This is a genomic window from Streptomyces sp. NPDC102274, assembly GCF_044766385.1.
Lineage (GTDB): Bacteria > Actinomycetota > Actinomycetes > Streptomycetales > Streptomycetaceae > Streptomyces.
Genome location: NZ_JBIWLW010000019.1, coordinates 140,767 through 162,584 on the forward strand (window position 1 = coordinate 140,767; position 21,818 = coordinate 162,584).

General features: G+C 69.9%; 19 protein-coding genes and 1 pseudogene. 19 read left to right on the forward strand and 1 reads right to left on the reverse strand.

Features of this window, described 5'->3' with window-relative positions; genetic code table 11:
• Window positions 1-52: 52 nt before the first annotated feature.
• The 14 genes and pseudogenes from ACIRQP_RS24800 to ACIRQP_RS24865 all read left to right on the forward strand — a co-directional run.
• Window positions 53-2,191, forward strand: a complete 2,139-nt coding sequence (locus tag ACIRQP_RS24800; RefSeq protein ID WP_403893314.1) for a glycoside hydrolase family 27 protein — start codon at window positions 53-55, stop codon at window positions 2,189-2,191.
• A 158-nt stretch (window positions 2,192-2,349) separates the two neighbouring features.
• Window positions 2,350-3,642: an ABC transporter substrate-binding protein gene (locus tag ACIRQP_RS24805; RefSeq protein ID WP_403893315.1), complete on the forward strand. Its 1,293-nt coding sequence runs from the start codon at window positions 2,350-2,352 to the stop codon at window positions 3,640-3,642.
• A gap of 1 nt (window position 3,643) precedes the next feature.
• Window positions 3,644-4,570 carry a carbohydrate ABC transporter permease gene (locus ACIRQP_RS24810; protein WP_403893316.1) on the forward strand — a complete coding sequence of 309 codons (927 nt, stop codon included), beginning with the start codon at window positions 3,644-3,646 and terminating at the stop codon, window positions 4,568-4,570.
• The gene (locus ACIRQP_RS24815) at window positions 4,567-5,475 is read left to right on the forward strand and encodes a carbohydrate ABC transporter permease (RefSeq protein ID WP_403893317.1); all 909 of its coding nucleotides are present in this window, start codon (window positions 4,567-4,569) and stop codon (window positions 5,473-5,475) included. The genes ACIRQP_RS24810 and ACIRQP_RS24815 overlap by 4 nt, the downstream gene beginning before the upstream one ends.
• Window positions 5,472-7,574, forward strand: a complete 2,103-nt coding sequence (locus ACIRQP_RS24820; RefSeq protein ID WP_403893318.1) for an alpha-galactosidase — start codon at window positions 5,472-5,474, stop codon at window positions 7,572-7,574. The genes ACIRQP_RS24815 and ACIRQP_RS24820 overlap by 4 nt, the downstream gene beginning before the upstream one ends.
• A 75-nt stretch (window positions 7,575-7,649) precedes the next feature.
• Window positions 7,650-8,408, forward strand: a complete 759-nt coding sequence (locus ACIRQP_RS24825; RefSeq protein WP_403893319.1) for an SDR family NAD(P)-dependent oxidoreductase — start codon at window positions 7,650-7,652, stop codon at window positions 8,406-8,408.
• Window positions 8,409-8,450: 42 nt separating this feature from the next.
• Window positions 8,451-9,218: a FadR/GntR family transcriptional regulator gene (locus ACIRQP_RS24830; RefSeq protein ID WP_403893320.1), complete on the forward strand. Its 768-nt coding sequence runs from the start codon at window positions 8,451-8,453 to the stop codon at window positions 9,216-9,218.
• Window positions 9,215-10,360: a galactonate dehydratase gene (dgoD, locus tag ACIRQP_RS24835; protein WP_403893321.1), complete on the forward strand. Its 1,146-nt coding sequence runs from the start codon at window positions 9,215-9,217 to the stop codon at window positions 10,358-10,360. Before ACIRQP_RS24830 ends, dgoD begins: the two co-directional genes overlap by 4 nt.
• On the forward strand, window positions 10,354-11,217 hold the full coding sequence (locus tag ACIRQP_RS24840; RefSeq protein ID WP_403893322.1) for a hypothetical protein: 864 nt from the start codon (window positions 10,354-10,356) through the stop codon (window positions 11,215-11,217). Before dgoD ends, ACIRQP_RS24840 begins: the two co-directional genes overlap by 7 nt.
• Window positions 11,205-11,843: a bifunctional 4-hydroxy-2-oxoglutarate aldolase/2-dehydro-3-deoxy-phosphogluconate aldolase gene (locus tag ACIRQP_RS24845; protein WP_403893323.1), complete on the forward strand. Its 639-nt coding sequence runs from the start codon at window positions 11,205-11,207 to the stop codon at window positions 11,841-11,843. The genes ACIRQP_RS24840 and ACIRQP_RS24845 overlap by 13 nt, the downstream gene beginning before the upstream one ends.
• Window positions 11,840-12,829: a sugar kinase gene (locus tag ACIRQP_RS24850; RefSeq protein ID WP_403893324.1), complete on the forward strand. Its 990-nt coding sequence runs from the start codon at window positions 11,840-11,842 to the stop codon at window positions 12,827-12,829. Before ACIRQP_RS24845 ends, ACIRQP_RS24850 begins: the two co-directional genes overlap by 4 nt.
• Window positions 12,826-13,119 (forward strand): hypothetical protein, encoded by a 294-nt coding sequence (locus ACIRQP_RS24855; protein WP_403893325.1) that lies wholly within the window; start codon window positions 12,826-12,828, stop codon window positions 13,117-13,119. The genes ACIRQP_RS24850 and ACIRQP_RS24855 overlap by 4 nt, the downstream gene beginning before the upstream one ends.
• A complete protein-coding gene (locus ACIRQP_RS24860) occupies window positions 13,116-14,102 on the forward strand; it encodes a BtrH N-terminal domain-containing protein (RefSeq protein WP_403893326.1) in 987 nt (328 codons plus the stop codon). The genes ACIRQP_RS24855 and ACIRQP_RS24860 overlap by 4 nt, the downstream gene beginning before the upstream one ends.
• Window positions 14,096-14,563, forward strand: a pseudogene (locus ACIRQP_RS24865) (alpha/beta hydrolase family protein); the annotation flags it as partial. The gene ACIRQP_RS24860 and the pseudogene ACIRQP_RS24865, both read left to right, overlap by 7 nt.
• Window positions 14,564-14,724: 161 nt before the next feature.
• Here ACIRQP_RS24865 and ACIRQP_RS24870 read toward each other — a convergent pair.
• A complete protein-coding gene (locus tag ACIRQP_RS24870) occupies window positions 14,725-15,720 on the reverse strand; it encodes an aldo/keto reductase (RefSeq protein WP_403893327.1) in 996 nt (331 codons plus the stop codon).
• Window positions 15,721-15,847: 127 nt separating this feature from the next.
• On the opposite strand from ACIRQP_RS24870, the gene ACIRQP_RS24875 reads away from it, so the two are divergent.
• The 5 genes from ACIRQP_RS24875 (at window position 15,848) to dhaK (ending at window position 20,379) form a co-directional block, all read left to right on the forward strand.
• Complete coding sequence (locus tag ACIRQP_RS24875) at window positions 15,848-16,708, forward strand: helix-turn-helix transcriptional regulator (RefSeq protein WP_403893328.1); 861 nt, start codon at window positions 15,848-15,850, stop codon at window positions 16,706-16,708.
• Between the two features lie 284 nt (window positions 16,709-16,992).
• Window positions 16,993-17,853 (forward strand): ketose-bisphosphate aldolase, encoded by an 861-nt coding sequence (locus ACIRQP_RS24880; protein ID WP_403893329.1) that lies wholly within the window; start codon window positions 16,993-16,995, stop codon window positions 17,851-17,853.
• Between the two features lie 6 nt (window positions 17,854-17,859).
• Entirely contained in the window at window positions 17,860-18,645 is a 786-nt protein-coding gene (locus ACIRQP_RS24885) for an HAD-IA family hydrolase (RefSeq protein WP_403893330.1), read from the forward strand.
• Between the two features lie 23 nt (window positions 18,646-18,668).
• On the forward strand, window positions 18,669-19,322 hold the full coding sequence (gene dhaL / locus ACIRQP_RS24890; RefSeq protein ID WP_403893331.1) for a dihydroxyacetone kinase subunit DhaL: 654 nt from the start codon (window positions 18,669-18,671) through the stop codon (window positions 19,320-19,322).
• A gap of 61 nt (window positions 19,323-19,383) precedes the next feature.
• Window positions 19,384-20,379, forward strand: coding sequence for a dihydroxyacetone kinase subunit DhaK (dhaK, locus tag ACIRQP_RS24895; protein ID WP_403893332.1), 996 nt, complete (start codon window positions 19,384-19,386; stop codon window positions 20,377-20,379).
• Window positions 20,380-21,818: the final 1,439 nt, after the last annotated feature.

Sequence of the window (21,818 nt, forward strand, 5' to 3'; positions counted from 1 at the left end):
TCCTCACGAGGGGAGTGCCGCGCTCGTCATCCCCAACTCTTGGGAGTATCAAGTGACTTCGCATCGTGCAGGGATAGTGCGTGCCCGTCGGGCCGTCGCCGTGCTCGGGGCCGCCGCGCTGATCCCGCTGGCCGTACCCGCGGCGCAGGCCGCCGAACGCGGGGCCGCGGAAGCCCCGCCGTTCTACGACAGTGGGCTCGCCCCGACGCCGTACATGGGCTGGAACACCTATTACGCCCTCGGCGCTCCGACGGAGGGTCAGGTCAAGGGGGTCGCCGACTATCTGGTCAGCAGCGGCCTCAGGGACAGTGGCTACGACATAGTGTGGCTCGACGGCGGCTGGCAGGCGGATGAACCGCGGGACAGCGCGGGCCGGCTGGCCGCGCATCCAGGCCGTTTCCCCTCCGGCATCCCCGCGCTGGTCACGTACCTGCACCAGCGGGGACTGAAGGCCGGGATCTACACGGACGCGGGTACCTACGACGGTGGCAAGACCTGTGGCCTCGGCAGCCGCGGCCACTACCAGGAGGATGCCGACCAGTTCGCCGGCTGGAAGGTCGATGCCATCAAGGTCGACTTCCTCTGCGGGATCACCGAGAAGATCGATCCTGGGCCGGCGTTCAAGGAGTTCAGCGACGCCGTCGCCAAGTCCGGCCGCCGTATGCTGCTCAATCTGTGCAACCCGCTCACCGACGACTGGGGGCTCCCGCACACCCCGGCGCAGGACGCGCACAACGCCTACGTGTACGGACCGACGACCGGTGACTCCTGGCGCACCGGTACCGACATCGCGTGGGGCAATCCGACGCCCGGCCAGTGGTCCAACGTCCTGCGCAACATGGACGCCAACGCCTGGCACCCCGAGGCGCAGGGGCCCGGCCGCTACAACGACCCCGACTACCTCATACCGATGCGCAAGCTGACGGACGGTTCGTACGAGCTGACCGAGGAGGAGTCCACCACCCAGTTCGTCATGTGGGCCGAGATGAGCTCCCCGCTGGTCATCGGCTCCGACCCGCGTACGCTGCCGCCGTCGATGATCGACACCCTGCGTAACCCGGAGATCCTCGCCGTCAATCAGGACCCCCTCGCCATCCAGGGGGTGCGCGTCGCCACGGACGACACCGGAGACGTCTACAGCAAGGTCCTCCGGGGCTCGGGCAAGCGCGCGGTCGTGCTCCTCAACCGCTCCGACCGGCCCGCCGAGCGCACCGTACGGTTCGCCGACGCCGGGCTCGCGGGCGAGGTCGCCGTGCGGGATCTGCGGGCCAGGGAGGACCGCGGTACGCACTCCGGTACCTACTCCGTGAACGTGCCCGCGCACGGCACGGCGTTCCTCTCGCTGAGCGGCACGGACGACGCGCCCGGTGCCTCGCTCGGGGTGCGGGCCGACGCCGCCCCCGCCCTCGTGCGCGACGGTGACCGGCTGACCGCGTTCACGCGGGGCGGTGACGGTTCGCTCCGGCAGCAGACCGGCCGGGACAGCCACTGGTCCTCGGCGACCACGCGTCTCGGCGGTCCCACGGACGGCCGGATCGTCGGACAGCCCGCCGCCTACTCCACCTCGCCCGGACGTATCGACGTCTTCGTACGCGGTACGGACGGCGCCGCGTACCGGCTGAGTCATCGCGACGGGCGTTGGGGCCGGTGGCAGAAGCTCGGCGGGCGGCTCGCCGACGCCCCGGGCATCGCCTACGAGGGCCCGGACGACTGGACACTCTTCGCGCGGGGCGAGGACGGACGGATCCACACGCGCGGTGCCGCGTCCGGCTGGACCTCCTTCGAGGGGCCGGAAGGGGTGGCCCTGTACGGGCGGCCCGCCGCTGTCACGGATTCCGCGGGACGCACGCATCTCGCCGTGCGAACCGCCGACGACTCGATCCGGACCCGGGTGCGCGATGGGGCGGGCACCTGGTCCGCCTGGTCCTCGCTGGGCGGGACCGTGAGCGGAAGCCCCACGCTCGTCGCCACCCGGGACGGCGTGCGGCTGTACGCGCGTGCCGGGGACTACACCCTCTGGCGGCGAACCTACGACGCGAGCGGCGCCGGTAGCTGGGGCGACTGGTCGAAGCGTGAGGCGTTCGCCAGCGGAGCTTTCGACGGCGAACTCGGCGCCCTCGCCGGGCCTGACGGCAGTGTGCTGACCGTGTTCCGCGGAGTGGGCGGCCTCGTCCGCCAGGGCCGCGACTGACGGACCGGGCGGCCTCAACCTGCGTGCCCACAGCCCGAGAAAAATAAATTAGTAATTAATCTTGACGCGGGCCTGGTGCCACGTCAGTCTGTAGCAGCCGAAGGAGAGCCCGGCCGTCAGGGGGCCGGGCCTCATTCCGTGGGCGCTTAGGGAGACCCATGAACACCACAGCACACAGCCGCCGTACCTTCCTCGCGGGCGCCGGCGCCGTCGGCGCCGCCGCACTGATGAGCGGCTGCGTCACCTCCTCGTCATCGAGCGGGAAGAACACATCGGGCGGCGGCGCTGTCACCCTGCAGTCCAACCTCTCCGCACCGCAGGCCAAGTCCGCGATGCAGGATGTCATCGACGCCTTCAACAAGCGCGGCGGCGCCAAGGGGTCACTCAACACCGTCGCCTCGGAGACGTTCCGTACGCAGCTGCCGACCTATCTCACCTCGGCCAACCCGCCGGACCTCTACACCTGGTACCCCGGATCGGTCGCCGAGTCGTACGCCGGGAAGAACCTGCTCCTCGATGTCAGCGACATCTGGCAGAAGCCCGAACTGGCCGGATACTCCGACGCGTTGCAGAAGCTGTGCACCGACTCCGCCGGCAAGAAGGTCTTCGTCCCCACCACCTACTACTGGTGGGCCGTCTTCTACCGGAAGTCGAACTTCGCCAAGTGGGGCGTCACGGAGCCCAAGACCTGGGACGAGTTCCTGGGCCTGTGCGACAAGCTCAAGAGCAAGGGCGTCGCACCGATAGGGCTCGGGGCCGGAGGCAACACCCCCTGGGTGGCCTCCTCCTGGTTCGACTACCTCAACATCCGGATCAACGGGGCCGCCTACCACCGTGAACTGCTCGCCGGCAAGCACCGCTTCGACGACCCCGAGGTCCGCAAGGTCTTCGACCGCTGGGGCGAGGCCCTGCCGTACTTCGACCCGAACGGGACCGCGCTGCCCTTCCAGGACGCCACCACGGCGCTCCTCCAGGGCCGCACCGGCATGATGCTGATAGGCACCTTCTTCGCCGACTCCACGCCCAAGGACCAGCTCGACGACATCGACTTCTTCCGCTTCCCGGTGATCGACCCCAAGATCCCGCTCGCCGAGGAGGCGCCCACCGACGGCTACTTCGCCAGCGCCCGCACCGGCCGCGCCGACGAGACCAAGGAACTCCTGCGCTACCTCGCCACCGCGGAGGCCCAGGAGATCTATCTCAAGGGCTCGTCCGGCACCTCGCTGCCCACCCACCCCGATGCCAAGGACAGCGGAACGCCGCTGGTGGTCAAGGGCCGCAAGCTGATCGAGGACTCCGCGGAGATCACTCAGTTCTTCAACCGCGACTCCAGCGACGCCCTCGCCCCCACCGCCGACACCGCGCTGACCCGCTTCCTGGCCAAGCCCAAGGAGATCGGCTCCATCCTCACGACGTGGCAACGCGACGCGCAGAAGATCTGGAGTCAGTGACATGGCGGCCCTCACCGCACCCCGAAAGACGGCCCGCGGCCGGGCCCCGGCCCGCAAGCGGGCGACGAGGGTCCCACCCGTTGTACTCGCCTTCGTGCTCGTGCCGCTGCTCGCCGAGGCGTTCTGGGTGTTCTGGCCGGCGATCCAGGGGTTCTATCTCTCCTTCACCCAGTGGGACGGCGTCAGCGCCCCGGAGTTCATCGGTCTCGCCAACTTCCGCGAGATGTTCGGCGACGCTGTCTTCCGCACGGCCGCCTTGGACACCGTCATCTGGCTGGTGCTCTTCGGCGGGCTCTCCGCGGCCCTCGGCCTCGGAACGGCGCTCCTGCTCCAGCAGGAGCGCCGGGGCGTCGGTTTCTACCGCGCCGCGCTGTTCCTTCCCGTGGTGTTCTCACTGGTCGCGACGGCCCTGGTGTGGCAGGCGATGTACCAGCCCGACGGGCTGATCAACAAGACGCTCGAAGGGATCGGGCTCGGCAGCCTCACCCATGCCTGGCTCGCCGACCAGGACACCGCCCTGTACGCCGTGATCGTGCCCGCTCTGTGGCGCCAGATCGGCTATGTGATGGTGCTCTACCTCGCCGGGCTCAAGGGCATCGACCCGGTGCTCTACGAGGCGGCGAAGGTGGACGGCGCCACCCGCCTGCAGCAGTTCCGGCACATCACACTGCCGCAGCTGAGCAGTGTCAACGCGGTGGTCCTCTCGGTCATCGTCATCGACTCGCTGCGCTCCTTCGACGTGGTGTGGGCGCTCACCCGCGGTGGCCCCTACCACTCCTCCGAACTGCTCAGCACCTACATGTACTCCACCGCCTTCCAGTCGCTGCGACTGGGTTACGGCTCCGCTCTCGCGGTCGTGATCTTCGTTCTGGCCTTCGGCGTCATCGCGTCCTACCTCGTCCGCGCCTTCCGGGAGGCTGACTCATGAGCGTCACCCACGCCTCCGCACCGCCCACCGACCGACACCACACCACCCCGGCGCGGCCGGGCCGGGGCGGGCGGCGGGATCGCCGCGGGATCTGGCGGACCGCGGGATTCCACCTCAGCGCCGGACTGCTCTCCGCCCTGTGGCTGCTGCCCATCGTGCTCGTCCTGGTCACCAGCACCCGGTCCTTCGACGATGTGGCCGCCAACGGCGTCGGCAGCCTGCCGCACTCCTTCACCCTCGACGGCTTCCGTCAGGCATGGGTCGACGGCGGCCAGCAGCGCGCACTGATCAACAGCCTGCTCGTCACCGTGCCGACGGTGCTCCTGTCGCTGCTCCTCGCCTCGATGGCCGCGTTCGCCCTCAGCCGCTACGACCTGCCGCTGCGCCGTACCCTCCTGCTCCTGATGCTCGGCGGGAACCTGCTGCCCCCGCAGATCCTCCTGGTCCCGGTCTCCAAACTCAGCGAACTGCTGGGCCTGTACGACTCGCTGTACGCCCTCATCGGCGTCCAGGTCGGCTTCGGCGTCGGCTTCTACGTCTTCGTCCTGCACGGCTTCATGCGGTCCATCCCGCCGGAGATCCAGCAGGCCGCGGTCATCGACGGCGCCGGGCCGTGGCAGATCTATACCAGGATCATCATGCCCCTGGCCAAACCCGCCATGGCCGCACTGAGCGCCCTGTCGTTCACCTGGATCTTCAACGACCTGCTGTGGGCCATCACCGTCCTGCGCACGGACAGCCAGATGCCGATCACCGCCTCACTGATCGGACTTCAGGGGCAGTACGTGTCCATGTGGAACGTCATCGCGGCGGGCTCCGTCATCGCCGCGGCCCCGACCGTCGTCGTATTCCTCAAGTTCCAGCGCCACTTCGTCGCCGGGCTCAATCTGGGAGCAGTGAAGTGAAACCGCACGACCGGTGGCTGCTGCGCACCGAGAACACCACCTACGCGGTACGGATCGCCGGCCAGGGACGCTGGGCCGAACTCGACGTCTGGGGTCCCCACGGCGCCGAAACCGGCCCCTCGCCCTTCGAACACCCCCACCGCACCCACTTCCTCACCCGCGCGGACGCCGCCCCGGCCGAGTACATCCCTTACGGTCTGCGGCCCTTCACCGGAGCCGACCTGGTGGCCCGGCGTCCGGGCGGGGAACGCGGCATGTGGTGGACGTTCGACACCGCCACGCACGACGGCGACCGTGCGCTGCGCCTCGACTTCGTCGACGAGGAACTGGGGCTGCGCACGGCGCTCTGCTACGAGACCGTGCCCGGCACCGATGTGATCCTGCGGTGGACGGAGCTGACCTGCACCGGTGACGAGGAACTGCGGCTTGAGCGCGTCGACTCGGCCGCCGTGAACATTCCCGTCGCGGGCGGCGCGCGGCTCACGTACCTCACCGGCCAGTGGTCCCAGGAGTTCCAGCGCACCCAGCTGGAACTCACCCGCGGCCGCTTCGAGATGGCCTCCACCCAGGCCGTGCCCGGCCATGCGTACGCACCCTGGCTCGCCGTCCAGGACGCCGCCGAGCCGGACGAGGGAAACACGCCCACATACGGCATCGCCCTGGAGTGGTCCGGGAACTGGCACATGGCCGCGGACGCCGAGCCCGGCGGCGCCGTCCGTGTCCGCGCGGGCCGTGTGCCCCACGAGGGCGCCGTCGGCCTTGTCCCCGGTGCCACACTCGCCACTCCCCGGCTCGCCTGCGCCTTCAGCCCGGAAGGGCTCGACGGACTGGCCCGTGTCTGGCACACCTACGAACGTCGGCTCGCCGGTGAGCGCGTCGACCGGCCGCGCAAGGTCCTCTACAACTCCTGGGAAGCGACCGGCTTCGATGTCGATGCCGCGGACCAGCTGGAACTGGCCGCGATCGCCGCCGAGATGGGAACCGAACTGTTCGTCGTCGACGACGGCTGGTTCGTCGGACGCCACGACGAGACCGGCGGACTCGGCGACTGGCACCCGGATCCGGCGAACTTCCCCGACGGCTTCGACGACTTCATCGACCGGGTCCGCGCCACCGGCATGGACTTCGGCCTCTGGGTCGAGCCCGAGGCGATCAGCCCCCGCTCCGCGCTGTACGCCGAGCACCCGGAGTGGGTCTACCGCATCGACGGACGGCCCGCCACGCTGGTGCGCGAGCAGCTTCTGCTCGACCTGGGCCGTGAGGACGTCCAGGACTTCGTCATCGCCACCTTCGACCGGCTGCTCGGCGAACACGCCATCAGCTACCTCAAGTGGGACATGAACCGCCCGCCCACCGAACGTGGCCGGCCCGGCGCCGTCCCCGTCGAAGAGCAGGACCTGGACGCCGCACACGTCGCCGGATATCTGCGCGTACTGGACCACCTGCGCGCCCACCACCCGCGGGTCACCGTCGAAGGGTGCGCCGGTGGTGGCGGCCGGATCGAGCACGCCACCCTCGCCCGTACCGACGTGGTGTGGCCGAGCGACAACACCGCGCCACTGGACCGCCTCGCCATCCAGTACGGCTATCTGCACGCGCACGCCCCGCACACGATGAGCTCCTGGGTCACCGACTCACCGGGAGTCTTCGACCCGCGGCCCCGGTCACTGGCCTTCCGTTTCGTCACCGCCATGGCCGGTGTCCTCGGAATCGGCGCCGACATCCGGACCTGGCCGGGGGAGCGGCGCGCCGAAGCGGCCCGGTGGGTGGCCCGGTACAAGGAGATCCGCGACGTCGTCCACCACGGCGAGGTCCGGCTGCTGAACACGCCGTCCGACGCCAGCTGCGGCGTCCAATACGACGAGCCGGGTGGCGCCCGCACCGTCGTCACCGCGTGGAACACCGGTCACCTGGACGGCGCGCCCCTGGTCCCCGGGCGCCCCGCCCGACTGCGGCTGCGCGGCCTCGACCGGACCGCCCACTACACCGACCAGGACACGGGCACCCTCTACAGCGGAGCACATCTGATGCATTCCGGCCTGCCGTTCGCGTGGACCGCGCAGTACGACGCCGAACTGGTGGTCCTGGTCAGGAAGTAGTCGTCACCGGCGCCGGCACACCGTCATTAGAGTCGCCGAATACTGTTCACGAACCGCGAGGAGTCGACCCGCCCCATGAACGGACCCACCCGCTTCGCCGACCAGGTGGCCGTGGTCACCGGAGCCGCCTCGGGCATCGGCGCGGCCACCGCCGAACGGCTCGCCGCAGAAGGGGCCACCGTGATCCTCGCGGATGTCGCGGCAGCACCCGGCGAACGCGTCGCCGAGGGCATCCGTGAACAGGGCGGCCACGCGCTGTTCGTCCACGCGGACGTCGCGGACGAGGGCGACTGGGAGCGGATCATGTCCGCGGCGCACACCTTCGGGCCGGTCTCCGTACTCGTCAGCAACGCCTTCACCGTGGACGTCGCCCCCGCACACGAGATGACCGTCACGTCCTGGGAGCGCCAACTCGCGGTCAATCTCACCGGCGGGTTCCTCGGATTCCGGGCCGCGCTGCCCGACCTGCGCGCCCACCACGGCGCCGTCGTCCTGACCTCCTCCGTCCACGCGCACAAGGGCATCCCCGGCCACCCCGCGTACGCCGCGTCCAAGGGGGCGCTGCTCTCGCTGTGCGGACAACTCGCCGTGGAGTACGGGCCCGAGGTCCGGGTCAACGCGGTGCTGCCCGGCCCCATCCTCACCGGGGCCTGGGACCGGGTCCCGGAGGAGGACCGGAGGAAAAGTGTCGCCGAGACCGCCGCACAGCGCTTCGGCACCCCTGGGGAGGTCGCCGCGGCCATCGCTTTCCTGGCAGCAGGGGAAGCCTCCTACATCACCGGTTCGAGCCTGCTCGTCGACGGCGGCTGGTCCGTCGTCAAAGCCTCGGCCTGACCGCCGCCGTCCTTCATCCCACCAGCAGAAAGGCACACCAACATGACGCCATACGCGCGCCGCGGAGTGCACGGCCAGACCGTGGAGACTCTCGCGCGCCGGGTGCTCAGCGGCGAGATTCCCGAAGGGGCGACACTCGATCTCGTGTCACTGCAGGGCGAGCTGGACGTCAGTCTGACCGCGCTGCGGGAGTCCCTGAAGGTCCTCGCGGCCAAGGGGATGGTCGACGCACGCCAGAAGCGTGGCACCTTCGTCCGCCCACGCTCCGACTGGAACCTCCTCGACGCGGACGTACTGCGCTGGCAGTTCGCCGGCAGTACGGGCACCGGTACCGACCTGGCCCTGCTGCGCAATCTGGGTGAGGTCCGCGGCATCATCGAGCCGGCCGCCGTCAGGCTGGCCGCCGAGCGCCGCACCGGCGCCGACCTCGACGCGCTGGAGGCGGCCCTGACGGCGATGGGCGAGGAGGAGGGGGGCGCGGCGCACGCGGTCGAGGCGGACCTCGCCTTCCACCGCGCGCTCCTCGCGGCCACCCACAACGAACTTCTCGAACGCATGGAGATGGTCATCGAGTCCGGTCTCGCCCACCGCGACGAGATCGTCCACAGCAGCCTCCATGGCGAGGACCCGGTCCCCAGCCACCGAGCCGTCCTGGACGCCGTGCGCGACCAGGACCCGGAAACCGCCGAACGCGCCATGCGAGCCCTGCTCGCCCAGGCGGTCCGCGACCTCGACCGTGTCCACGGAAGCGAGAGCGACACCGGGCCGGCGACCACCGGCGACACGCACAACGGGAGCTCGGCCCAGTGAAGATCACGCGCATCGAGACCTTCATGGTCCCGCCCCGCTGGCTGTTCTGCCGGATCGAGACCGATGAAGGTGTCGTCGGCTGGGGTGAACCCGTGGTCGAGGGCCGGGCCGAGGTGGTTCGCGCCGCGGTCGACGTCCTGGCCGAATATCTGATCGGCCAGGACCCCCTGCGAATCCAGGACCACTGGCAGGTACTCAGCAAGGGCGGCTTCTACCGCGGCGGCCCCATACTCTCCAGCGCCGTCGCCGGAATCGACCAGGCCCTGTGGGACATCGCGGGCAAGGTGTACGGGGCGCCCGTGTACGCCCTGCTCGGCGGGGCGCTGCGGGACGAGGTACGCGTCTACGCCTGGGTGGGAGGCGACGAACCCGCCCGGCTCACCGACGAGATCACCGCGCAGGTCGAGGCGGGCTTCACCGCCGTGAAGATGAACGCGGCGGCCCGTACGTCACCGATTCCCACCCTCGCGGAGACGGCCGCCGTCGTCGAGCGCGTGGCCGCGGCCCGTGAGGTCCTGGGCCCCGACCGCGATGTGGCCGTCGACATGCACGGCCGGTTCGGACCGGCCGCGGCCCGACGAGTCCTCCGGGCCATCGAGCCACTGCACCCGCTGTTCGTCGAGGAGCCCCTGCTGCCCGAGCAGGGCCATCTGCTCTCCACGCTCGTGGGTGCCACGTCCGTACCCGTCGCCACCGGTGAAAGGCTCTACGGCAGGGCGGAGTTCCTGCCCGCCCTCCAAGCGGGCATCGCCGTCGCCCAGCCGGACCTGTCGCACGCCGGCGGCATCTCCGAGGTCCACCGCATCGCGTCGCTCGCCGACACGTATGGCGCACAGCTCGCCCCGCACTGCCCCCTCGGTCCGATCGCCCTTGCCGCGAGCCTCCAGATCGCTTTCTGCACCCCGAATTTCCTCATCCAGGAGCAGAGCCGGGGCATTCACTACAACAAGGACGCCGATCTGCTCTCGTACGTCGTCGACACCGACCCGTTCCGCTTCGTCGACGGACAGGCGTCACGTACCGCGCTCCCGGGACTCGGCATCACCGTCGACGAGGAGGCCGTACGCGCCGCCGACCGCACCGGGCATGCCTGGCGCAACCCGGTGTGGCGCCACCCCGACGGATCGTTCGCCGAATGGTGAACGCACTGTCCCCGATCCGGATCACCACCGACCCGGCCCACGGCGGACGCTGGACCTCGCTGTGGGCGGCCGGCCGTGAATGGCTCTGGCACCGCGAGGAACCGCGTCGCCCGCGCGTCGTACCCGGCGATGCCTTCGCCGACGCGGGCGGCCTGGAGGAGTGCGTTCCCACGGTCCGGGGCATCCCCGACCACGGGTGCGCCTGGTCCAGGGAATGGCGGCGGGACGGTGGCATCGAGTCCGTCGACTGCCCGGACTTCCGGCTCAGTCGTCGAATCCGCCACCAGGAGCGGCGCGCGGTGGTCGACTACCGGCTGACCGCCCGGCCCGGCTACCGCTTCCTCTGGGCGGGGCACGCCCTGCTGGATCTCTCCGAGCACGCGCACGTCGGGATGCCCGACGGGGCACGGACCCGGGTCTACCCGGACGGCGGAGCCCGCTGGACCCCGTGCGCGTGGCCGCGGTGGCCGGCGCGGTCGACCGCGCCGTCGACCGCGCTCGACCGGCTGGGACCCGACGACGGCACGGCCGTGGGCGTGATCGTCGACACCCCTCAGGTGAACGTCCGCGAGGGCGACGCCGTACTGCGCCTGGCCGTTGAGGCCGAGGGCCAGCCGGTGTCCGTCGCCTTGTGGCGCAACCTCCGGGGCTTCCCCGAGGACGAGCCCTACCGGTCCATCGGGGTCGAACCGATGTTGGGACGCGTCTTCGATCTCGCCGCGGCCGGGGACGGCGACGCGGCGTGCGTGCCGGCCGGCGGGGAGGTCCGGTGGCGGCTCACCGTGAGCGCGGCAACAGAACGAACGACCGTGACAGCACCTCAGACTGGGAAGGAACCCCGCACGTGGATCTGCTGACCGCGCTGCGTACCCACCGGATCGTCGCCATTGTGCGCGGCGACGACGCGGACGCCGCACTCAGGACCGTCCTCGCTCTCGCGGAGGAGAACATCCCGCTCATCGAGGTCTCGCTCAGCGGCAAGGACGCGCTCGGCGTCATCCGCCGGGCACGCGCGACTCTCGGTCCCGCCGCTCCGCTCGGCGCGGGTACCGTCCTGACCGCGCGGGACGCGCAGGCGGTGCACGAGGCGGGGGCCGACTTCGTCGTCACCCCGGCCGTCTGCGAGGGGATCACCGAGGCGAAGCGACTCGAACTGCCCGTTCTGGCCGGGGTGATGACCCCCACGGACATCGTCGCCGCACAGCGCCTCGGTGCCGACGCCTTCAAGATCTTCCCGGCGGCGCAGGCGGGCGGCCCCGCTTATCTGCGAGCCCTGCGCGGCCCCTTCCCGGCCGCGCCGTTCGTACCTGTCGGGGGAGTGGACACCGAAGCGGCCCACGAATACCTCGCACACGGCGCGACCGCGGTGGGAGTGGGTTCGCCGCTCATCGGCGACGCCGCCGACGGCGGCAGTGTCGACGCCTTGCGCACCAGGGCCCGCGCCTTCCTCGACGCCGTCCACCGCCCGAAGAGGGCCGCATGAACGAAATCCTCCACGACGCCCCCACATGGCGGCCAGCCCGCGCCCCGGTGACCTGCGTCGGCGAGACGATGGCCGCTTTCGTGCCGGATCCCGTCGCCCCGCTGGATCGCGCCGACCTGCTCCGGGTCCATACCGCCGGCGCCGAGTCGAATGTGGCGATGTACCTGGCCGACCACGGGGTCCCGGCGCGCTGGGTGTCCGCCCTCGGCGACGACCCGTTCGGCCGCCGGATCCGCGACGAAGTGGCCGCGTGCGGTGTCGACATCAGCGGCGTACGCACGGATCCGCACCGCCCGACCGGCATCCTCGTGAAGAACCCGGGCCCGGACGGAACCGGGGTCCACTACTACCGGCGCGGCTCGGCCGCCTCCGCCCTGGACCCCGGCCTCCTCGACGACGAGGCCGTGCGTACCGCCGGGCTCGTCCACCTGAGCGGTATCACTCCCGCGCTCTCACCGGACTGCCTGGCTCTCGTCACCGCGCTGCTGCGCCCGGCGCCCGGGGCGCGCCCCTGCCCCGTCAGCTTCGACGTCAACCACCGGCCGGCCCTGTGGAGCGACGGTACGGCCGCCGCCGTGCTCCACGACTTCGCGAACCGGGCGGACATCACGTTCGTCGGACTCGACGAGGCCCAGGCCCTCTGGGGGAGCGGGCTGGCCGAGCCCACGGACGTACGGTCCCTGTTGTCCGGACCCCGCATCCTTGTGGTCAAGGACGGCGGGTACGCCGCGACGGCCTTCGAGGGCGCCCGTGTCCACACCGTGCCCGCGCCGAAGGTCGAGATCGTCGAGCCGGTCGGGGCCGGCGACGCGTTCGCGGCCGGGTTCCTCGCGGGACTGCTGCGCGGCGAGGACACGGTACGGGCCCTGCGGCTCGGACACCTCACGGCGGGCGCCGCACTTGGCGTGACGGGAGATCACGGCCCGCTGCCGGACCGTGGCCGTATCGCCGCTCTCCTCGACATGCCCACCGACATGTGGGCGTGAGAACTCAGCGGCCCGCGGCAGGCGGACGCGCCCGACGCACGGGAAGCGGCCGGGGAACACCCGGCCCGGAGTTCGAGGTGCTGCCCGGCGGGCTCGTCGCCGAGACCGTGCGCATCGGGTCCTACGCTCAGCCGCCCCTGGGCCACAACGCGGTCCTCGCCGCCATCCATGAGCGAGGACCGCGGCCGCGAGCGCCGGTACGTGAGGTGTATTTTGTCGGCCCGGCAGAGGCGCCACAACACGAACTGATGACCCGGCTGATCATTCCCGTCCAGGAGAGCACGGCATGACCACGGTAAGAGACATCGATGCCCGCGGTACGCGGCACTGCGAGACGACAGCACTGGGGGTGTTACTGCGGCACCAAGGACTCGATCTGTCCGAGCCCATGCTCTTCGGCCTCGGCTCCGGTTTGTCCTTCATCTACTGGGACAGCAAGAACATGGGCTTCCCCTTCCTCGGGGGACGGGTCAAACCGTTCGACCTGACCAGAAACCTGGCCGCCAGACTCAAGCTGGAGCTCCTGGTCCAGGAGACCGCCTCGCCCCGCAGGGCATGGGAGAACGTGGTGGCTCCCATCGACGCCGGACACCCCGTCGGACTGCAGCTCGACAGCTACTACCTGGACTACTTCGGGTCGAAGGCGCACTTCGGCGGTCATGTCGTCGCCATGTACGGCTACGACGACCACGACGCCTATCTGGTGGACACCGACCAGCAAGGCGGAGCGGTATCCACCCGTCTGACCAGCCTCGCCCGAGCAAGAGCCGCACGCGGCCCGATGACCGCCAGACACCGGTCCTTCACCCTCACCGTTCCGAGGGACCTGCCCTCCCCCCAGGGGCAGATCATTCCCGCCATCACCGCCTGCGCGGACGCCTTCCTCAACCCGCCCATCGCCAACCTCGGCCACCGAGGCATCGAAAAGGCCGACAAGCTGGTACGCACATGGCTCCAGCGCACCGACGACCCGCGGCGGGACCTGCCGCAAGCCGCCCTCCTGATGGAGGAGGCAGGCACCGGCGGCGCCCTGTTCCGCAACCTCTATCGCGACTTCCTCGCCCAATGCACCCAACTGCTCGACAGCGGACACCTCCGCACCGGCCACAGTCTGTACACAGAGGCGGCCACCCTGTGGACCGAAGCCGCGGCACTGATCAAAGAAGCCGGTGAATCAGGCGATACGCGGTTCCTCACACAGGCAGGCACCGTCTTCAGAGATCTTTCACGCATAGAGCGCGAGGCCATGCGGGCGCTGAGCTGCCTGTCGTGACCGAGAACCGGGCTCGCGTGGACGCCGGAGAGGAACCGGCTCCACTGGTCGCTGATTTCCAGGCGCTCGTGGCTCGCCGGACCGTCCCCGAATGGCGGGAGGTCCTGGACGCGGTCCAGGACCTCAAGCACGTCGGCGCCGGTCCGGTCGGCTACTGGGGGGTGTCGTTGGGTTGCGGACTGGGCGTTCCGTTCATTGCCGCCGAACCCCGGGTCCGCGCCGCGGTGTTGGGCTTGGGCAGTGTGCTGGAATCGGCCGAGGCCGCCGCGCGGATCACCGTCCCGGTGGAGTTCCTGGTGCAGTGGGACGATGAGCGGGTGCCGCGGCCCCAGAGCTTGGCGCTGTTCGACGCGTTGGCCTCGGCCGAGAAGACGCTGCACGCCAACCCCGGCAAGCACGGGGAGGTCCCGGCGTTCGAGCTGGACAGCACGATACGGTTCTTCGCCCGGCACCTCGGCTGATACCGCCGCCCACGACGAGGACCGGCTCGCCGCCCTGGTGACCCACATCGCCGTCATCAACGCCCTCAACCGCACAATCTCGTTACCGCACAACCTCGTTGCCCAGGTGGAGACTTCCCGACGGGACCCGCGCCGGAGCGGGCCCCGCCGGAGAGCCTGACTCAGTTGCCCACGCCGAGGCCGGACATATGGGCGGACGGGTATCGGTCGCCGCGCGCCGCGCCCGGCGGCACCGCCTTCTCGATCTCGGCGAGGTCGTCCGCGGTGAGGTTCAGCTCCATCGCGGGCAGCGCCTCGGCCAGCCGCTCGCGGGTGCGAGCGCCGACCAGCGGCACGATGTCCTCGCCCTGTGCGGCCACCCAGGCGATGGCCAGCTGGGCGACGGTGCACCCCTTCGCCTCGGCGACCCGGCGCAGAGCCTCCACGAGGGCGAGGTTGTGTTCCACGTTCCCGCCGGCGAACCGCGGGCCGGAAGCGCGGCTGTCGTCGGGGCCGGCGATGCGGCCCGCGGCCCAGTGCCCGGAGATGAGGCCTCGGCTGAGGACGCCGTACGCGGTCAGGCCGATGCCGAGCTCCCGCAGCGTGGGCAGAACGTCCGCCTCCACCGCGCGGGAGATCAGCGAGTACTCGATCTGCAGGTCGGCGACCGGGTGCACGGCGTGCGCCCGGCGGATCGTCGCGGCGTCGACCTCCGAGAGGCCGAGGTGCCGCACGTACCCGGCGTCGATCATCTCCTTGATCGCACCCACCGTCTCCTCGATCGGTACCGCCGGGTCCAGCCGGGCGGGACGATAGATGTCGATGTGGTCGGTGCCCAGCCGGGTCAGCGAATAGGCCAGGAAGTTCTTCACCGCCTCGGGACGGCCGTCATGCCCGCCGAACCCGGGGCCCGGCCCCCGCAGCATGCCGAACTTGACGCTCAGCTCGTAACTGTCCCGATCCCGGCCGCGAAGCGCCTCGGCGAGCAGCAACTCGTTGTGGCCCATGGCGTAGAAGTCGCCGGTGTCGATCAACGTGACGCCGGTCTCCAGCGCGGCGTGCACGGTGGCGATACTCTCCGCGCGGTCGGCCGCGCCGTAACCGCCCGACATACCCATCGCACCCAGACCCAGCGCGGAAACGGCCGGGCCGGTGCTGCCCAGGGTTCGTATCTTCATCACGTTCTCCTTCGTCGTCGATCTGTCGCCCACCTTGCGCTCGCGCCGCGACGTACGGGAGCGGAGCGTTCATCATGGGAGAACCGCTCCCTGGATCGGCTCGCCCGCCGCGAGGGACCATGGGGCCATGCAACGTGACCAGCTCGCCGACTTCCTGCGCCGCCGCCGCAAGACGATCCGCCCGGCCGAGGTCGGCATCGCCGACGGCCCCCGCCGTCGCACCACCGGCCTGCGCCGGGAAGAGGTGGCGATGCTCGCCGGCATGTCGGTGGACTACGTCGTACGCCTTGAGCAGGGCCGTAGCAGTCAGCCCTCTCCCCAGCTGCTCGGTGCGCTGGCTCGTGCGTTGCGCCTCTCCGACGACGAGCGCGACCACCTCTTCCACCTGGCCGGCCACCGGCCGCCGCTTGCCGACGGGGTGGCCCGCCTGGCCCGCGCCGGCCTGATCCGCATGCTCGACCTGCTCGGCGACACCCCGGCCCTGGTGCTGTCCGACCTGGGCGAGGTCCTCGCCCAGAACCGGGCGGCGATCCTGCTCGGGGGCGATCACACCCGCTTCTCCGGTGACCGGCGCTACCTCGTACACCGCTGGTTCACCGAACCCGCCAGCCGCGCCGCCAGCCCACCCGAGGAGCATGAGCACCAGAGCCGCCAGCTCGTGGCCGACCTGCGCGCGGCCGCCGGCCGCCGGTCCGGCGACCCCACGGTCGCCGGACTCGTCGACCGGCTGCAGGCCGCGAGCGCCGACTTCCGCCGGCTGTGGGCCGAGCACGAGGTAGCGGTGCGGCGCGCCGACCGCAAGACCTTGCTGCACCCGCGGGTGGGCCGCCTGCTGATGAACTGCGAGACGCTCCTCACTCCCGACCAGGGGCAGCTGCTGCTGGTGCTCAGCCCGGCGGACGCCGAGGCCCGCGAGCGGCTGGAGCTGCTGCGGGTACTCGGCATCGAGGAATTTCCCTCGGGGGCGACCGGCATGCCCCTGCGGTGACACGGGGAGCGACCGGCATGCCCCTACCGTGAAACGGCGGATCACGGGGCACTGGTTCGGTAACCGACGGTGACATGTTCGGTTCGGCCGCCACCGGCCCTGGGGCCTGTTCCACAGACCGGCTCAACGGGCCACGGCCCGCGTGGGGGATTCCCTGCCCCGGGACGGCGAGAAAAGCGGCTGAGTGGCGGCACTCTTCCGGCTGGCGTCGAATGGAGGGAGAGACCATTCCCCCGTCACGAGGGCTCGGTCCCCGTTGGGTGTGCCCGATTCCAGGAGTCCACGTGTCTGTCGTGCCGCTTACCGACATCCTGTCCGACGCTTTCAAAGAGCGTTATGGCGTGCCGGCCATCAATGTGTTCAACGATCTCACCATGGAAGCGGTTCTCGCGGCCGCGGTGGAGAATTCCTCACCACTGATCGTGCAGACGTCCGTAAAGACGGTCAAATCGATCGGCAGCGATGTGCTCTTCGCGATGTGGACGTCGATGACGGCCGGTATCGAGGTGCCTGTCACGCTTCATCTGGACCACTGTCCGGAGCGCGAGGTCATTACCGAATGCCTGCGGCGGGGCTGGAATTCCGTCCTGTTCGACGCCTCGAACCTGCCGGTGGCGGAGAACATGCGGCAGACGGTCGAGGTCGTCGCCGAGGCCCGCGGACACGGCGCTCACGTGGAGGGCGAGATCGAGTCCATCACGGGCGTCGAGGACGACGTCGGCACCGACAGCGTGGCTGCCCAGCAGGATCTGGAGGTGGCTCTGGAGTTCCTCAGAACGACGCGCGTCGATGTCTTCGCGCCCGCCATCGGAAACGCCCACGGAACGTACAAGCGCACACCGGTACTCGATTCCGAGCGGGTCTCCGACATTGTGGCGGCATACCCTCTGCCGATCGCGCTCCACGGCGGCAGTGGTCTCTCCGACGAGCAATTCCACGATCTCATCTCCCGGGGCTGCGCGAAGGTCAATATCTCGACCGCCCTCAAGGAAAAGTTCATGAAGTCGAGCCTCGCCTTCCTCGAATCGGCGTCGGAGAAGCAGAAATGGGACCCGCCCTCATTGTTCCGGTCCGTCCGTCAGGACGTCATCGGGATGACCGGCTCGCTCATGACGCTCTTCGGCAGCGCCGGCCGGGCCGGGTGACACACCGTGCCCGCCCTCGTCTTCGACTGCGACGGCGTCCTCGCAGACACCGAGCGTTACGGACACCTGCCCGCGTTCAACCAGACCTTTCAGGAATTCGGCCTGCCCGTGCGGTGGAGTGACAGCGAGTACGCCCAGAAGGTGAAGGTCGGCGGGGGCAAGGAGCGCATGAAGACGCTTCTGACTCCCGACTTCATCGCCGCGACCGGGCTGCCCAGCGACCACGACGCACTCGACGAGCAGGTCGCCCGGTGGCATCGGCGCAAGACCGAGATCTACACCGGGATCATCGACAGCGGCACCGTTCCGCCCCGGCCCGGCGTACGGCGGATCGCCGCCGAGGCCGACGCCGCCGGATGGACGCTGGCCGTCGCCTCCACCTCCGCGGAGCCGTCCGTGCGCAGTGTGCTGGAACTCGCCGCGGGGCCGGAACTCGCCCGGCGCTTCAGCGTGTTCGCGGGAGACATCGTGCCGCACAAGAAACCGGCGCCGGACATCTACGTGTACGCGGTGGACGGGCTCGGGCTCGACCCGGCGGGCACCATCGTCATCGAGGACAGCCGCAACGGGCTGCTCGCGACACAGGGCGCGGGCCTCGGCTGCGCCGTCACGACCAGCGCCTATACCGGGCTGGAGGATTTCACCGGTGCGTGGCTGGTGGTGTCGTCACTGGGCGATCCCGCGCCGGAGGAGACCACCACGAAGGTGCTGAGCGACCCCTTCGGTTCGGACCCCCGCCCCTTTGTCAGGCTCGCCGATCTCGAATTCTTGCTCGCCGCCGGCGCGAAGTGACGGTCAGGACAGTCAGGAGAGCCATGTCATCGACAACAGGCAGTGATCTTGAGTTCGTCGTCGGAACCATCGCCCGGACAGCGGTGGACAACGAGCGCGAGTTCGGCGAACTCGACGCCGTCGTGGGTGACGGGGACTTCGGATACTCGCTCGCGCGCGGCTTCGAGATCGTTCTCGCCGACTGGGACTCGCTGGACCGAAGCTCCCCGTCCGCGTTTCTGAAGAAGGTGGCTCTGGTGATCTCCAAACGGGTCGGTGGGACCTCCGGACCGCTCTGGGGCACCGCGTTCCTCCGTGCGGCCGGAGCCGTCAACGACCGTTCCGAGCTGACCGGTGAGGACACGGTCGCCATGCTGCGCGCCGCCGCCGAGGGCATCAAGGTGCGAGGCCAGTCCGATCTCGGTGACAAAACGCTGCTGGACGCGCTGATCCCGATGACCGACGCGCTGGAGAACGAGATGAAGTCCGGCGGGGGCCCGGCGGTCGGCGCCGCCGGTCTTGCCAGGGTCGCGGCCACGGCGGCGCGTTCCGCCGCCGAAGCGACCACATCGATGCTGGCCAGGCGTGGCCGGCCGAGCTACACCGGGGAGCGCAGCATCGGTTCCCCGGACGCGGGAGCCATGGCGATCGCCGTCATGGCGGAGCGCGTCGCCGACGAATGGGCCGTACGTAACTGAACCACCGCGACCCGGGACCGGGCCCGTCCGTGTCGCCACGTCGAGATCCAGGAGCGATCGCATGAAGAAGTTCGTCAACGACCCGAAGAACTACGTACCCGAGATGCTGCGGGGACTGGCCCTGGCCAACCCCGACACCCTGCGCTACGTCCCCGAATACAACCTGATCATGCGCGCGGACGCGCCACGGCCGGACAAGGTCTCCCTCGTCCAGGGATCGGGCTCCGGACACGAGCCCTCACATGTCATGACCGTCGGCAAGGGAATGCTCGACGCCGCCTGCCCCGGTGACGTCTTCTCCGCACCGCCCACCGACTACGTCTACGAGACGGTCAAACTGGTCTCGTCCCCCAAGGGCGTCCTGTTGCTGGTCAACAACTACACGGGCGACCGCATGGCCTTCGAGATGGCCGAAGAGCTCTCGCAGGCCGACGGCGTCACCGTCCGTACGCTGTTCATCGACGACGACGTGTCGGTGCAGGACTCGACCTACACGGTCGGTCGACGCGGGGTCGCCGGCAACTTCTTCGTGATGAAGGCCGCCGGCGCGGCGGCCGAACGTGGCGCCGATCTCGACGAGGTGTACCGGATCGGCGAGAAGGTCAACTCCGTCACGCGCACCATGGGCATGGCGCTCACCGCGTGCACACCACCGGCCAAGGGGTCCCCGCTGTTCGACCTGCCCGACGACGAGATCGAGATGGGCGTGGGGATCCACGGAGAGCCGGGCCGGCGACGGGAGAAGATGAAGCCCGCGGACGCGATCGTGCAGGAGCTCGTCACCGCTGTCGTCGACGACCTGCCCTATGTCTCGGGCGACGCCGTCGCCCTCATGGTCAACGGCCTGGGCGGCACCCCGATCGGCGAGCTCTACCTGGTGTACGGGCTGGCCCACAAGCAGCTGGCCGAACGGGGCATCGAGATCCGCCGCAGCTACGTGGGCGAATACTGCACCTCGCTCGACATGGCCGGAGCGTCCATCACCCTGGTCCGCTTGGACGACGAGATCTCCGACCTGCTCGCGGCCCCCGCCGAGATCCCGATCCGCGTCTTCTGACCGAGCACGTCGTGTGGCGCCCACACGGGTCCGGCACCCTGCCCTCGCCCCTGGCCCCTTGTCGCCTCCGCCTTCGCCTTCGCCTGGCGAGCGATACGCGAAGCGTGACTGCTTCGTTCACTGTGGACCGCGACGCAACTGGCGGCCTGTCCGGGCTCAACGCACCACGACGAACGTGCGGGAGCCGCCGTGCATCACGACGATCTGGTGAACGCACGGGCGCCGCAGGGTGGCGTCCAGCGCGCCGCATGGACGCGCCGCACCCGCGTCGCCCTGGTCGTGGCCCCCGCCCCGCCTCTTCGTTGTGTTCAGTCGCTCCCTCGCGGCGCGTGTGCGAGGGAGACCGCCGCGCGGGCGCCGGTGGGCGTCAGCCGCGCGTCGTGCCGGCCGCCGACGCCCCCTCGGCGTGGTGCGTCGCCTCAGGGCGGGTGACGACGACGTTAAGAGCGCGCATGGGCACGTAACCTTCTGGTTCCGTCCGGCCCCCGGGCTAGGCACGCCGAGTCCGCCACGAGACCACCACGCCCGCGGGTGGTGCGCGGTTGTTGGGTAGTGGCTCCGATTCGGGGTGTGCGGGATGGACGAGGTGAACCGCGGCGAGCGGGAGCGGACCCGAAGCGGGCAGAAAACGGAACGCGGGAGCGGCGAAACGGGCACGGCGTGCTCATGGATGCTCGTTCCCGGGAAACGGTGTGCGGTGCATCGAATGCGCCGGTGTCGGATGTCGCAGATGCGAACGACGCGGAGCAATGCCAGGTGGTGGGGTGTCGGCGGTGAGCGGCGGCATATGTGCGGGCGTATTGGCTGTGCTGGGCAACGGGTTCTACGCGCCGGTAGAGAAGTGTTATTTCGCTTCCCATAACCACAAGCAAAGAGGCTGGTGCGGGCAACGCCCATTCCGATAGTCTGGACCAGGCACGGGACCCCGAGGTATCGCATTCATTGCGGCCTTGCGTGATCCGCCCGTGCACTCAATTGGGCTTCCCGTGGTGTCGTTTCCCTTTGCCCTCTGTATTGAGCCGGATACCCAGAGGCTCACGATGCGGGTTCCGGTATTTTCAGGCGTGCCACTTCGTTTGCCGCGTGGAGATCAGATCGGGCTGTTGATTGAATCCAATTCGCGTTGGACGTTCTGTCGCACTCGGATTGTGTGTCGCGAACCTCCACCCCGGCCTGCGTTTCGTCGAGGTGAACAGCGGATTTATGGAAATACTTTTCCATGCCCTCCGTGATCTATCCAGGGCTGCCCCCCACCTGCGTGACCTCGTCGGTCACCTCACCGCCATAGCCGGCCACTTCGGCGGCGGTGATGGGTGGCATGACAGTCGTCCGGCCGGGGGTCGAGGCCGACACCCCCGAGCCCGTGGCTCACCCCCTGACCAGCAGTCGAGCGCTGTCTCTCCTGGATGTGCGGATTCTTTGGGCCGTCGCCGCCGTAT